At 67.4% G+C, this 14,342-nt stretch carries 8 protein-coding genes and 3 pseudogenes; 7 read left to right on the top strand and 4 right to left on the bottom strand.

The annotated features are described in order from the left end of the window. A pseudogene (locus tag VIR15_RS07430) lies at window positions 1-624 on the top strand (ISL3 family transposase); the annotation flags it as partial. A gap of 48 nt (window positions 625-672) precedes the next feature. Further along, entirely contained in the window at window positions 673-1,215 is a 543-nt protein-coding gene (locus VIR15_RS07425; RefSeq protein ID WP_331926835.1) for a TIR domain-containing protein, read from the top strand. Window positions 1,216-2,793: 1,578 nt separating this feature from the next. Here VIR15_RS07425 and VIR15_RS07420 read toward each other — a convergent pair. Further along, a pseudogene (locus VIR15_RS07420) lies at window positions 2,794-3,238 on the bottom strand (transposase); the annotation flags it as partial. Window positions 3,239-3,325: 87 nt separating this feature from the next. On the opposite strand from VIR15_RS07420, the gene VIR15_RS07415 reads away from it, so the two are divergent. Both VIR15_RS07415 and VIR15_RS07410 read left to right on the top strand, forming a co-directional pair. Further along, window positions 3,326-3,991 carry a TetR/AcrR family transcriptional regulator gene (locus tag VIR15_RS07415; protein ID WP_331926834.1) on the top strand — a complete coding sequence of 222 codons (666 nt, stop codon included), beginning with the start codon at window positions 3,326-3,328 and terminating at the stop codon, window positions 3,989-3,991. 26 nt (window positions 3,992-4,017) lie between these two features. Then, complete coding sequence (locus VIR15_RS07410; protein ID WP_331926833.1) at window positions 4,018-6,543, top strand: MMPL family transporter; 2,526 nt, start codon at window positions 4,018-4,020, stop codon at window positions 6,541-6,543. A 239-nt stretch (window positions 6,544-6,782) separates the two neighbouring features. Here VIR15_RS07410 and VIR15_RS07405 read toward each other — a convergent pair whose 3' ends face one another. Then, entirely contained in the window at window positions 6,783-7,553 is a 771-nt protein-coding gene (locus VIR15_RS07405) for an endonuclease/exonuclease/phosphatase family protein (protein ID WP_331926832.1), read from the bottom strand. Window positions 7,554-7,606: 53 nt separating this feature from the next. On the opposite strand from VIR15_RS07405, the gene VIR15_RS07400 reads away from it, so the two are divergent. Further along, complete coding sequence (locus tag VIR15_RS07400) at window positions 7,607-8,302, top strand: nucleotidyltransferase family protein (protein ID WP_331926831.1); 696 nt, start codon at window positions 7,607-7,609, stop codon at window positions 8,300-8,302. On the opposite strand, the pseudogene VIR15_RS07395 reads toward VIR15_RS07400, so the two are convergent. Further along, window positions 8,301-9,587, bottom strand: a pseudogene (locus VIR15_RS07395) (glycosyltransferase); the annotation flags it as partial. The gene VIR15_RS07400 and the pseudogene VIR15_RS07395 overlap by 2 nt on opposite strands. A 198-nt stretch (window positions 9,588-9,785) precedes the next feature. Between VIR15_RS07395 and VIR15_RS07390 the strand changes: the two are divergent. Then, window positions 9,786-11,129 (top strand): adenylate/guanylate cyclase domain-containing protein, encoded by a 1,344-nt coding sequence (locus VIR15_RS07390; protein WP_331926830.1) that lies wholly within the window; start codon window positions 9,786-9,788, stop codon window positions 11,127-11,129. Between the two features lie 4 nt (window positions 11,130-11,133). Here VIR15_RS07390 and VIR15_RS07385 read toward each other — a convergent pair whose 3' ends face one another. Beyond that, on the bottom strand, window positions 11,134-12,396 hold the full coding sequence (locus tag VIR15_RS07385; RefSeq protein WP_331926829.1) for an arginine deiminase: 1,263 nt from the start codon (window positions 12,394-12,396) through the stop codon (window positions 11,134-11,136). Between the two features lie 225 nt (window positions 12,397-12,621). Between VIR15_RS07385 and VIR15_RS07380 the strand changes: the two genes are divergently transcribed. Then, window positions 12,622-14,040 (top strand): amidase, encoded by a 1,419-nt coding sequence (locus VIR15_RS07380; RefSeq protein ID WP_331926828.1) that lies wholly within the window; start codon window positions 12,622-12,624, stop codon window positions 14,038-14,040. Window positions 14,041-14,342: the final 302 nt, after the last annotated feature.

Here is a 14,342-nt window from a genome sequence, read left to right as displayed (position 1 = left end):
GTGTGGGCCTCGATCCGGCCGCTGCTCGAGGACGCCGCCGCGGACGAGTCCCGCTTCGACGGGGTCACCACCTTGGGCGTGGATGAGCACGTGTGGCATCACGTGAGCCCGATCAACCGCGGCCCGAAGGAGCTGACCGGGATGGTCGACCTGACCCGCCACCCGGACCCGAAGCACCCCGACAAGATGGTGGTCAAGGCGCGGCTGCTCGACCTGGTCGTGGGCCGCTCCGGGCCCGCGTACGCGGCCTGGCTGTGCGACCGCGGCGCGGCGTTCCGGGCTCGTGTCGAGGTGGCGACGCTCGACCCGTTCCGCGGGTACAAGAACGCGATCGATGACCAGTTGGCCGACGCCGTCGCTGTCCTTGACGCCTTCCACGTCGTGAAGTTGGCAGGTCACGCGCTCGACGAGGTCCGTCGTCGCGTGCAGCAGGAGATCCACGGCCACCGCGGCCGCAGGAACGACCCGCTGTATCGGATCCGGAACATCCTGCACGCCGGCGCCGAGCACCTGACCGAGCGCCAGCAGGCCCGCCTCGCGGCAGCGATCGCCGCGGACGAGCGCCACGACGAGGTGTGGGTCGCCTACCAGTGCGCCCAACAGGTCCGCGCCGCCTACCACCAGGCCGAGTGCTGACACCCGGAGTTGTGCGAGCGCGTACAGTGTTTTGGCGTGGATGGTCCTGGACGTCGTGCGATCCGAGGGGATCCCCCCAGCGTATTTATCTGCTATCGACGGAACGATCTGGATATAGCGGTGCGGATGAAGGAGCGTTTAGCTAGACTAGTTGGAGAGGGAAATGTCTTCTTCGACTTCCACTCGATCAACTTTGGTCTCGACTTCCGCAATGTGATTCATGAGGTTTTTTCCGGCATTTCAATAGTTGTACTGCTGATTGGGTCTGCGTTTCACGCAGAGCGGCTTCACCGGACTGACGATATTGTCGGGCTGGAACTCAGGGAGGCAGTGACGCGCGGCACGTTCATCATGCCCGCCCTTGTTGACGGCGCCCCGATGCCGAAGGCAGACGCGTGGCCGCCAGAACTCGCCGAGATCGCGTATATCAACGCCGCCCCGCTCCACCGAGGCAGAGAATTCGACCGCGATACCGAACGCTTCGTCCGAGACATGGCGCTCTCGTACGCTTCTCGAGTAGGCAGGACTCGAGGGCTTAATATCATCCGATTCCCAGACGGGAGCACGGGGGCTGTCTGAGTTATTCGGGAGATACCCAATTGAAGAGGAGATCCATTCCTGGGGACAGCCTGATAAAACTGGAATAGGCAAAGCTCATGATTGGGAGCGCGATCCCCAGGAATCCTTGTTTGACAAAGCCAATCGTATGGGCCTGAATCTGTCCTGGACCGGCCGTTGCTGGCGTGAGCTCAAAAGCAACTTCTTGACTTTCCCGCGGCCCTCGATAGAAACTCGTTACCTCGCCCTCACCCTCCTGCCTATCGAAATTGAACCTGTGCGCTACAATCCACGTGCCGCGACTGGTCCCGTTGCCAAAGTAGACGATTTGCCGGTTGTCTGTTCGCGGACGAATGACCATTTGGACCCCGTCCGGGCCCCTCGCAAAGACCGCCACGACACACGTTCCTGTCCGTTTAGCGACGCATCGAAAGTAGTCCACCTTAAAGGGCTCAACATATAGCGGGTCCCCAAATGGTGCCTCGTCCAAAGCTAGAGGTGCAGGCGGCGCGAGACTGTCGGACGAGGCAACAATATGTACGGAGCCAGTCGCGGTCGTGGGTAACGGCCATTTGGACTCCTTCCCGCATATCTCCGTGTAATAGTCGAGTTCCGTACCCGAGAGCAAAACTCTGGCCACTGAGGAGGGCTCGAACAAGACCGCACCTACGACCCACTTTCCCCCGTAATTGGCGGTCCACCCAGTTGGCAATGCTGCACCCTGATCATGGGCTAGCGCCCAGGCATCGAGTTGCTGCATCCACATCTGCGGGGACAGCGATAAGAACGATGACACTCCCGCTGGGGCTTCCGGAAAGACCTCCTCGGCTGGGATGTCGCGCCACGTGACCCCGTTGCCCGCAGGCCCGGGGCCGGTGCCACGGATCAGCGCGACCCAGAATCTTATACCGTCTGAAGCTTCGCTCCGCTGGAACGTGGGGAATCCATGGAAAGCGTTGTGGGCGTGCGCATACAGGTTGGCAGCTGTAAACACCTCCCGCCATCTTTCCGGGGAGGTTTCAAGAATGGATGGGTCGATTCCGAGTTCGTCCGCAGTCGGGTTTGCCAATGAAATGTCGGTATACTTAAGGAGGATCGTTCCATGTCTATAAGTGTAGGGATCTGTGCTTGCCGTCTTCACGCACGTGGGAAATGCAGCCCCTCCACCGCCATTTCTATTGCACCAATCATTCGCTGACAGAAACTGGTCATAGAAACTGAAGCTGCTACCGGCCATGGCCCCCCTAGAGTGCACTCCGATGTCGGATGTCCAATGCGCGAGGCGGTGCTGATGTGGAGAATCGTGATACCTACCAAAGTTCTTCTAACCTCAGATACATGATGGCCCCAAGCGCTGGCTGCTGTCTACAGTGCGCAAGCGACGGACTGGGAATCCGAACTGGTCGACCTCGTTGCGGGCATAGCGAACGAAAGACGGCTCCCCTCCTCTCGGCGATGACTCGCCAGGGTGGTCCCGAGTGATCGCAGGCATTGTTGTGCCCAATGGCGCCTTGTGGAGGTACGACCACCGCCAGATCGGCACCTGCGCCACACCAAGACACTGGACGCGGCTTTGGCGGGCTCATCGCACTCCAGGGTGTAGAAGGCGGGTCTGAATCCGCCTGTCTCCAAGAGCGATCTGGCGATGTAGTTGGTCAGGTTGCGGAATCGGAGGGCGGAGCCCGCGCAGATGCTCGAGTCGACCGTTGATCGCCTCGGGGGTCCGTTGGAGGTGCCGGGCCGGTCCAAGAACGCGAATACGTCGGCGGCCCACTTCTTCAACGTCCCCCGAGGGTGATCAGCTCGCTCAGTGCGGCGGGGACGCCGTTGCCGACCGACTTCATGACCGCGGCGATCAGCTCACGGCCGCGCTCCGGTCCGGGTTCGCGGTAAGCGGTGATCATCCGCTAGTAGATGCCCACGTCGCCTCGACCTCAACGTGCTCCTCCGTCACGAAGAGCGCTGCCAGTCGGCCCCTCTGCTTGTCGGTGAACAGCCCGGATCCGGTGTGCCGCGTGCGGCGGGCCGCGTAGAGCGGGTGCCCCACCGCCTGCGCGAGTAGGCTGCGGCGTGCCGCACCAGAGGCGAACTGTTTTTGCACTCAGTGCACGTGGAGATCTAGCCTAGGTGGGTGCCACCTTCCGAGCCCGCCGTTGACCGTCGTGCCCGAATCAGGGAGCGCCATCACCGGGCCATCATCGACGCCGCGGCTTCCCTGCTGGACGCCAAGGGCGCCGACGGCTTCACGGTCGAGGAGCTGGCCAAGCGGGCAGAGGTATCGCGTCGGACCGTCTTCAACCACTTCGCGTCGGTCGACGACATCGTCATTGCCGTGTGCATCGAGGTGCTCGGCGACGTGGTCGAGACGTTCGAGTCGCACCCGTCCACGTCGGCAGGCACGACCCAGGCCAGCGTCTTCGATGAGATCGCCGAGGCGTTGCGCTCGACCGACCTCGTCACTCCGATCGCCTACCTGACGCGGATCCTTCGCACCCCCGACGACGACCCGTCGCAGCGCCGGGCAGTCGTCCTCCTGCGTGCCTTCACCGAGGTGAGCGACCGACTCTCCACTGAGATGCTGCGCCGCCACCCCGAGGCCGACGAGCTCACGACGCGCCTGCTCGTCAGCTCACTCATCGGCGGCCTGGTCGTCCTCCACACCCACTGGCTCGCCGCCACCGGCGGCTCCGCGGACACGGCGTCCCGAGCGGTGTGGGACGACCTCCTCGACCACCTGATCTTGCGGACCCGAGACGGCTACGCGTCGACGGCTTCGCTTGGCGCACAGACCTCCTGATCCTCCGCTCCCCCGAAAGACTCCTCATGGCTGAATTCCTCTTCCGACTCGGTCAGACTGCATCCCGCCGCGCGCCCCGGGTGATCGCGGCCTGGTTCGCGGTCCTCCTTGCCGCGGGCCTCGCCTTCGCGGTCGGGGCGGGCACGCTGACGAGCACGGTGTCGATTCCTGGGACGCGGACCGCCCAGGTGACCGAGCGGCTCCAGCAGGTGCTCCCTCAGGCGTCGGGCGGGAACGGGTCGATCGTCTTCGAGTCCAGCGCTGGCTCGAGGCTGACGGAGGCGCAGCAGCGCGCCATCAGTGAGCGTGCCGCCGAGGCGTCGCGGCTGGCCGGCGTCGCGACCGTCGTCGACCCGTTCCAGACCGAGAAGGACCGCGCCGCGCGCCAGCAGGAGCTCGACAAGGGCCGAGCGCGGATCGAGGATGGCCGCAGGCAGCTTGCCGAAGGTCGGGCGCAGCTCGAGGAGGGGCAGGCCAAGCTCGACGCAGCCCGGAACCAGGCGCAGGCGAACGGCACCCTGGACCAGCTGGCGGCTGTGCTCGACGCGCAGCAGGCGAACATCGACGCCGGCCGTCGCGGTCTCGAGGACCAGGGCGCGCAGCTCGAGGCCGGGAGCGAGCAGATCGACCAGGGTGCCCGGTTGCTCGAGCTCTCCGAGGGGATCGGAATGGTGTCCAAGGACGGCACCACGGCGATCGTCACGGTCCTCTTCGACAAGCCGCAGATGGACGTCACCCAGGAGCAGAAGGATGCCGTCATCGCGGCTTTCGGACAGCCCATCGACGGGGTCGAGGTCTCCTACTCAGCCGAGCTTGCGAGCGGAATCCCGACGATCCTCGGCGCAGGTGAGGTCATTGGCATCGTCGTCGCCGCCGTGGTCCTCATCGTCATGCTCGGCACTCTGATCGGCGCCGGACTACCGATCCTGACGGCGCTGGTCGGGGTCGCCATCGGGGCCCTGTTCACGATGTCCCTGTCGAGCGTGATCGAGATGACCTCGGTGACCCCTGTCCTCGGGCTCATGCTCGGTCTCGCCGTCGGCATCGACTACTCGCTCTTCATCATCAACCGGCACCGCCGACAGCTGAAACAGGGCTATGCCATCGACGAGTCGATCGGCGTGGCCAACGGCACGTCGGGCAACGCCGTCGTGTTCGCCGGAGCAACCGTGCTCATCGCCCTGCTCGCGCTCAATGTCACAGGCATCCCGTTCCTCGGCCTCATGGGCACAGTCGGCGCCCTGTCCATCGCCATCGCCGTCCTCATCGCCGTCACGCTGACGCCCGCGCTCCTCGGCCTAATCGGCGAGCGGATTCTCAGCCGTCGCGAGCGCGCCCGCCTCGCTGCCGGTGGCCCAACGGCCGAGGACGCTCCGTCGGCCACCCCGACCGCCGCCGTTGCCTCGGGACCGCGTCTGCGCCCGATGTCGACGCTGCGGGCGGTCGGCAGCATCGCGCTCGGCATCGGTGCCCTCGTCGTCATCGCGCTGCCCGCCCTCCAACTGAGACTGGGGCTTCCCGATGGATCTTCTGAGGCGGTCGAATCGACGCAGTACCAAGCATTCACGACCGTCTCGGAGAAGTTCGGACCCGGACGCAACGCCCCGCTCCTCGTCGTCGCCGACATCGTCGCCGTCCCCGGGGACACGCCCGACGTGACGGTGCAGTCGGCGGTTGCCGACGTCATCGCGGCCCAGGACGATGTCGTCGCGGTGGCACCCATCGGATTGTCCGAGGGGCGCACCGTCGCCGCCTTCCAGGTCGTCCCGTCCGGTGGCCCGAACGACCCCTCGACCGAGCAGCTCGTCCACACGCTGCGCGCGCTCGAGCCGATGGGAGGCACTGTCAGTCTCGACGTCGCGGGCTTGGCGAGCGGCAACATCGACATCTCCGGCAAACTGGCCGACGCCCTGCCCGCCTATCTGGGGCTCGTCGTGGGCCTGTCGTTCATCATCCTCATGCTCGTCTTCCGCTCGATCTTCGTGCCGGTCATCGCCACGCTCGGCTTCGTGCTCTCATACTTCGCCGCAATCGGCGGGGTCGTGGCGATCTACCAATGGGGTTGGCTCTCTGGTGTCTTCGGCGTCGACAACCCGGGTCCGATCCTCAGTTTCCTGCCCACGATGCTCGCCGGCATCCTCTTCGGGCTGGCCATGGACTACATGCTCTTCCTCGGCTCGGGGATGCGTGAGGCGTATGCCCACGGTGTCCCGGCAAGGCTGGCCGTGGTCCAGGGCCTGCACGCCGGCCGAAGCGTCGTCACCGCGGCCGCCATCATCATGACCGCGGTCTTCGGTGGTTTCGTCTTCTCCCACAGCGCGATGATTCGGCCGATTGGATTCGGACTCGCCTTCGGCGTCCTCGTCGACGCGTTCGTCGTCCGCATGCTCATCGTGCCCTCCCTCATGCACCTCGCCGGAGACAAGGCCTGGTGGTTGCCCAGATGGCTCGACCGCCGGCTGCCCAACCTCGACGTGGAGGGTGCGGCGCTCGAGCGGCAGCACCCACATGTGCCAGACCGGGAGTCCGCGCCAACGCTGACGAGCTCCTAGGCCGCGGTCGAACGTCCCACCACCTCGTCGAGTACGCAGAAGATGCGGGCGCGGACTACACATTCGACGAGGAGCCGGCCCAGCGGCATACGGCATCGGGACAACTGACGGGACGAGACCCTCTCCCCAGGCGGCTCGGCCGCACGCGACAGGCAACCCCTCCCGTCAAACCTCCCACCACCTCGCCGTGCTCACGCTCCGGCCGGTAGTGCCTTCCGGCATCGTCTCGATTCGCGCACTCAGCCACCGCCGTCACCCAGGTCCACCCACAGGGCCCGATGATCGGAGATCGGTAGCGCGGGTCCACCGCTCTCCCCGATCTGAACCGAACCACGCACGAGGATGTGGTCGATCTGCTCGCGCGCCTCGTCGACCGGGTACGTCGGATGGCTGGCGGCGGGGCGCATCCCGGCCGTCTGGGTGGCCCGGTGCGGTCCCATGTTGAGGTCACCCATGAGCACCACCGGCTCGTTGCAGTCCACGGTGGCCTTGACCAGCTTGCGCAGCTGCCGGACGTTCCACCAAGCGATGAACGACAGATGGGTCCCGACGACTGTGTACTCGCCGAGGGGCGTCTCGACCGAGGCCATCACAGCCACGCGCGGCTCGTCGGTGACGAGGTAGGGACGCAACCGGCCCTTGAAGCGCATCGGCACGGGGAACGGGACGGGCTCGAGACGGATCACCCGCCAGCCCGTGACCGGGTAGCGGGACAGCAGGGCCACCCCGTAGGCGGCTGAATCCGGCTGCTCGTCACCGGTCGACGCCACCCAGGTGGCACCTGGACTGCCATGGATGGCAGCGACGAACCGGTGGTGCGGTGCCCCCATGGCGTCGGCTGCGACGGCGGTGAGGTCAGCGAACCCGGAGCGCTGCTGATTCTGGTCCACCTCCTGCAGGGCGAGGATGTCTGCGTCGAGGCGCTTCACGGCGTCAGCGAGGCCGCCGGGGTCGACGTGCTGGTCGGTGGGGACGCGCCCGTTGAGGATGTTGAAGGTCGCGACACGCATGTAGGTCCCGTTACCCCTTCTGCACACTCGATGAGAACGGGTAGAACCGATACATGGGTGAACCTGACCAGCACGACCTGCGCGAGGCGCTCAAGACGGTCGCCGTTGCCCTCAAGGCGACCGGCCGGCCGTTCGCGCTCATCGGCGGGTATGGCGTCTGGGCGCGGGGCGGGCCGGAGCCGAACCACGATGCGGATTTCCTCATCGCGAGGGAGGACGCCGAGGAGGTCGCGCACGAGCTCGCAGACCAGGGCCTGCAGGTCGTGCAGCCGCCGGAGGACTGGCTCTTCAAGGTCTACGTGGGCGACGCCCTCGTCGACGTCATCTTCCGGCCGGCCGGCTCGTATGCCACACGAAGCGTCGTCGAGCGAGCCACCCCGCTCCGGGTCCTGTCGGTCGAGATGCCCGTCATGCCGGCCACGGACCTCCTCGTCCACCGGCTCAACGCGCTGAGCGAGCACTACTGCGACTTCGGCGTCCACATCCCGGTCGCCCGGGCGCTGCGCGAGCAGGTCGACTGGGACGCCGTGCGAGAGGAGACCTCGCAGAATGCCTTCGCTGCCGCCCTGCTCTTCCTCCTCGAGCGGCTCGAGATCATCGAGCCGCCTCAGGGCGTCAGCCGCCCAGTTTGGTCAGCAGCTCGACCCACTGGATCAGGTGGCGGTCACCCAGGAAGTCACGGCGCACGCGTTCTTGGGCCCGATGGCCCATTGCCAGACGCTGCTCGGGATCGCCCAGCAGTCGGGTGACCAGCGCGCCGAAGGTCTCGAGGTCCGCAGCGTCCTTGAGCAGCAACCCCTCGTACCCGTCGGTGAGCTGGTCCTGGAGCCCGCCGACCGCGCTCGCGACGACGGGGCGGCTTTTCCACATCGCCTCTGTCAGGGTGAGGCCGAAGCCCTCCGCCAGGCTCTTCTGGACGACGATTGCGGCGTGCCGCTGGAGCGCGTTGACGATCAGTGCGTTCTCGTCGACGTCGTCCATGGGAATCGACGCGAGATGACAGCGGCTCTGCACCTCCGGCGGCAGAGCCTGCCACACGGCGCGGCACTCGGCGTAGACCTCGGCGCCCTCCGGGTCGTCCGCGACGCTGGACACGTCCGGTCCCGCGAGCACGACGTGGGCGTCCGGCACGAACGGCGCGACGTGCGCGGCGAACCCGCTCAGCACGCCGGCCATGTCCTTGAGCCGGTCCCAGCGGCTCACCTGCAGGACGAGGGGTGCGTCGATCGGTGGCGGGCCGTTGGTCAGCAGGTCGGCATGGCGGCGCAGCACCCCCTCACTTCCCGCCCGTCGCTGGAAGCCGACTACGCCGCGGGGGTCGCCGTTGTGCACGAGGCCGACGCCGAGCAGGATTCGCCGGACCTCGTGGTCGGGCAGGTCCACATTCTTCGTCGAGAACGGGTCGATGGAGGGCTGGATGATCATGACGCGCTCCGGCGGTAGCCAGGCGGGGACGTAGCTCGACCGGGAGAAGACGAAGGCGTCTGCCCCGAGGACGTGCTCGCGCAGGAAGGCCCAACCGAGATCGGTGATCTCCGTCGTCTCGTCGCGACCGATGTGGCACCGCCAGACGACGTGGGCGCCGAGCTGCTTGAGCCCGGAAGCGAGCCCCGCTGTCTGGGGGTCATGGAGGAGGACGACGTCGCCGGGATGGACGAGGTCGCGCAGCTGGGCGAGGTTGGCGCTCATGACGCGCTCGTAGTGCGCCTGGTCCTCGGCGCCGAAGCCCGTGCGGCCGATGAGGGAACCATGCAGCGCGTTGTGCAGCGCTTTGGTGATCTCGAAGAACTGCGGATCGCCGTCCAGGACCAGCCACTGCGTGTCCACGTCGGCGCCGCGGGCGTAGGCGAGCAGCACCTGGAGCATCTCGGCGACACCGCCACCCGATGCGGTCGAGTTGATGTTCCAGATGATCCGCCCGGCGAGCGCCTGGCGCGCCAGCGCCGCCGTGGACAGGAACGTTTCCGCGCGGACGGGGTCGAGCAGCCCCGCCAGCTCCTCGAGCGGCTCGGCCTGGATCTGGACGGAGTCCATGGCCCCCATCCTCACACCCCGGGCTTCACCTGCCGGGCGTTTCCCGCACACTCGTCTGGGTGGGGCGGCAGGGTCGGGACCGCGCCGTGACGCGGGAGCGAGCTCAGCGGCATACGACCATTCCGTATGCCGCTGAGCTCGCTCCCAGGCCACGATTCCTCCCAGCGCGGCGGGCTCGCGGGGATATCGTCGGACGGGATGCGACCACCGACGAGATATGCGAAGTCCGCTGGGGGCTACGTGGCCTACCAGGTCTTCGGCGAGGGTGCCCGCGACATCCTCTTCGTCACCCACTGGGGGACCAATCTCGATGCGATGTGGGACGAGCCGGCCCTCGCGCACTTCTTCCATCGCCTGAGCCGCAATGGTCGGGTGATCTGCTACGACAAGCGTGGGACGGGGGTCTCCGACCCGGTTCCCCTGGCGTCCCTGCCCACCCTCGAGTCGTGGATGGACGACGCCCGGTTGGCGCTGGACGCCGCGGGGTCACGGCAGGCAGCCGTCATCGGCGACACCGAGGGCGGTCCGATGGCGATGCTGCTCGCGGCGACCCACCCGGAGCGGGTCGAGAAGCTGGTCCTGCTGAACACGTTCGCACGGTGGCGGCGTGACGAGGACTACCCCATTGGCATGCCGGAGCCGTCGGTCGAGAAGCTCGTGCAGCTGTACCAGCGGCACTGGGGCCAGCACCCGGCGATGCTCGCCCTGACCGCCCCGGGCCTCGCCGGCGATGCCCGGGTCGAGGAGTGGTTCACGCGGTACCAGCGCCTGTCGATGCCCCCGGGAGCCGCCACCCAGATGTATCGATGGGTCACGTTGATGGACGTGCGCAGCGTGTTGCCGACGATCTCGGTGCCGACCCTGGTGCTGCACCGGAGCGACAACCGGCACTACCGGCTGCCGTTCGGACAGTACCTCGCCGAGCACATCACCGGCGCGCGGTTGGTGGAGCTGCCCGGGACCGACTGCTATCCGTTGTTCACGCCGCAGGCGGACGACGTGCTCGAGGAGATCTCCGCGTTCCTGTCGGGTGCCCCGGTGGAGGCATCGGTGGATCGAGAGCTGTCGACGGTGCTTTTCACGGACATCGTCGGCTCGACGGATCTCGCTGCCCGACTGGGCGATGCGCAGTGGCTCGACCTGCGTGCGGCTCATGACGACGTGGTGCGTCGCCACCTCGCCGCGTTCCGTGGGCGCGAGGTGAAGACCACCGGTGACGGGTTCCTGGCGACGTTCGACGGCCCCGCCCGGGCCGTCCAGTGCGCGGCCTTGATCCGCGACTCGGTGCGGTCGTTGGGGGTCGAGATCCGGGCCGGACTGCACACCGGGGAGATCGAGCTGCTCGACGGCGACATCGGCGGGATCGCGGTCCATCTGGCGGCGCGGATCATGGGCGTGGCTGGCGCCGGCGAGGTGCTCGTGTCCCGGACGCTGACCGACCTGGTGGTCGGATCCGGCATCACGTTCGAGGACCGAGGAGTCCATGAGCTCAAGGGGATTCCCGGTCCTCGACAGGTGTCTCGCGTGGTGCGGGTCCCCTAGCTGGTCAGAAGGTGATGGCGTCGCGGATGATGGGACAGGTCATGCAGTGGCCACCGCCCCGGCCGCGGCCGAGCTCCGCGCCGACGATGGTGATGACCTCGACTCCGGCCTTGTGCAGAACGGCGTTCGTGGCGGTGTTGCGGTCGTACGTGATGACGACCCCGGGCGCCAGCGCGACGAGGTTGTTGCCGCTGTCCCACTGCTGCCGCTCAGAGGCGTACACGTCTCCGCCGGTCGGCAGGGCTCGAAGCTGCTTGAGGCCCAAGGACCGTGCAACGACGTCGAGGAAGTGGGTGCCGGCCTCGTCCGTCACCTCAACCGCTCGGCCGGTGTGGCCGGGACGCAGGACGAAGGGATGGATCGAGTCGACGATCGAGGGGAAGTACGTGACGACGTCACGGTCGGCGAAGGTGAAGACCGTGTCCAGGTGCATGGCGGCGCGCAGTTTCGGCATGCCCGCGACGACGACGTGTTCGGCGGCACCGTGGTCGAACAGCGCCTTGGCGACCTGAGTGATCGCCTGGCGTGAGGTGCGCTCGCTCATCCCCATGAGCACGACGCCATTGCCGACCGGCATGACGTCGCCCCCTTCGATGGATGCCCGGCCCCAGTCCCGCTCGGGGTCACCCCACCAGATCGTGGAGCCGACGAAGTCGGGGTGGAAGGTGTAGATCGCCTTGTACAGCAGCGTCTCGTCGTGCCGGGCCGGCCAGTACAACGGGTTGAAGGTCACCCCGCCGTAGATCCAGCACGTGGTGTCTCGCGTGTAGAGGGTGTTGGGCAGCGGTGGCAACAGGTAGTCACGCTCTCCGGTGGACTCCCGGGCCAGTCCCACGTACGACGTGCGGTGCTCGCCCGGCAGGTCGTTGGTGGCCAGGCCGCCGATGAGGAACTCCGTGAGCCGCCGAGGCTTGAGCGAATCGAGATAAGCCCTGGTCGGATCGACGAGGCCGAGGCCGACCTCGTTCGGGACGATGAGTCGGTCCAGCAGCCAGTCGCGCGCGCCTGGCACCCTCATGGTTGCTGTCACCAGGTCGTGCAGCTCGACGACCTCGACGCCGCGATCGGTCATCTTGCGCACGAAGTCGGCGTGGTCGCGCTCGGCGTTCTCGACCCACAGCACGTCGTCGAAGAGCAGGTCGTCGGAGTTGGCCGGCGTGAGTCGCCGGTGGGCCAGCCCCGGACGGCAGACCAGGACCTTGCGCAGGGTTCCCACCTCCGAGTGGACGCCATAGGTGGTGGAAACGCTGGGTGGTGTGGCGCTCATGCAGGTTCCTTTCGAGGAGCACCGCCAGTCTCGCGCGTCCTGGTCGACGATGTCCTCCGTTGACGGCTCGCCGGGCAGCCGAGGCCGATACGGACGCGCAGCTCGGAGCGACGAGGCATGGATCTGACGCGCCGGGCGCGGACGTCTCATGCCGCGGATAGCGCTCGACTGGATGCCCGCGGTTGGGAAGTTGAACGATGGGGCCACTCGGGCAAGGGTGTCCTCATGACCGACCTGATCCGTTCCACCGCCACCGAGGTCGTCGGCCTGCTGCGCGCCGGCGACGTCTCCCCGATCGAGGTCCTCGTCGCCCTCGAGGAGCACGTGTTCGCGACTGACAAGGCGGTCAACGCGCTGCCCATCCGATTCTTCGACGCGGCCCGAGCGGCCGCGGGGCAGCTCGAGCGCGACCGCCCGACTCCCACCGACCGGGGCTGGCTCGCCGGCCTGCCCGTGGCGATCAAGGACTACAACGACGTCGGCGGCCAGCTGACGACGAGCGGGTCGCCGATCTTCGCGGACGCCGTGGCCGTCGAGTCGGATGCCATGGTCCGCCAGGTCGAGGTGCACGGCGGGATCCCCTACGCCAAGAGCAACGTGCCGGAGTTCGCCGGTGGTCACACGTACAACACCATCTGGGGCGCGACGCGCAACCCGTGGCACACCGGGCGTAGCGCCGGTGGGTCGTCGGGTGGGTCCGCCGCAGCCCTGGCCTCGGGCAGCGCCTGGCTCGCCACCGGAAACGACCTCGGCGGCAGCCTCCGCACCCCCGCTGGCTACAACGGGGTGGTCGGCGTGCGGCCTACCCCTGGTCTCGTGCCTCGGAAGCGGCCGCCGGTGCCGTTCGACGCCCTGTGGGTCGAAGGGCCGATGGCCCGCAACGTCGCCGATGCAGCCCTGCTGCTCGACGCGCTCGCCGGCCCCGACGCACACGACCCGCTGACCCGGGAGCGACCCGCGCGGAGCTTCGTCGAGCAGCTGGACCGGGTGCCGGAGTTCCTCAGGGTCGGCTACACGCCGGACCTCGGAGTCCTGCCAGTCGAGCGCGAGATCCGGGACGTCACCGAGCGCTCGCTGAGCCACTTCCGGGACCTCGGCGCGGACGTCACCGGTGAGGCCCCTGACTTCACCGGCGCCTACGAGACGTTCCAGACGCTGCGCGCACAGTTCCTGGCGACGGTGAGGGGAGACCTGCTCGAAACCGACCGACACCGCATCAAGGACGACATCATCTGGAACCTCGAGCTCGGCCTGACCCAGTCGCTCGCCGACGTCCAGGCCGCCGAGCGGGCCCGGGGCGAGCTGGTCCACCGGACGATGGACTTCTTCGCGGACCACGACGTCCTCGTCGTACCCTCCGCGCCGCTCAACCCCTTCCCCGTCGAGTGGACCGCGCCGTCGTCGATCGAGGGCACCCCGATGCGCACCTACGTCGACTGGATCTCGATCACCTTCATGATCACCCTGACGGCCTGCCCCGTGGTCGCCCTCCCCTGCGGCCTGTCGGGCGAAGGCATTCCCGTCGGCATCCAGCTCGTCGGGCGTCCCGGCTCGGAAGGGCTCTTGCTGGGGGTCGCGAGCGCCTTCGAGCGCGCGGTCGGCATCGCCGAACAGCTGCCCATCGCTCCGCGCGAACTCGGCTGAGCCGCAAACACATCCATTTCGTATGCCGCTGGGCTCGCTTCCGCGTGGGCGTGCCCATCCCGCGTGGCCGGCTCACCGACCTGCAACACACCCGCTTACCGTCCGCTCGACGCACCTGCAGATGGGGCGAGCAGTTGGTAAGCGGGTGTGTTGCGGCGCAGGGGGTTGGACGGGCGGGAGGGCTGGTAGGCGAGGTCGTGCGGCAGCGAGCTCAGCGGCATACGGCATCGGGTTTTGTCAGGTGACCCAGCCGTCGTCTGTGTTGACGATGACACGATCGGCGCGGTGCGAGGCAGAGGAGA

Origin of the sequence: Intrasporangium sp., from assembly GCF_036566125.1 — a bacterium.
Classification (GTDB): domain Bacteria; phylum Actinomycetota; class Actinomycetes; order Actinomycetales; family Dermatophilaceae; genus Intrasporangium.
This window is presented reverse-complemented; position numbering and strand designations above follow the sequence as displayed.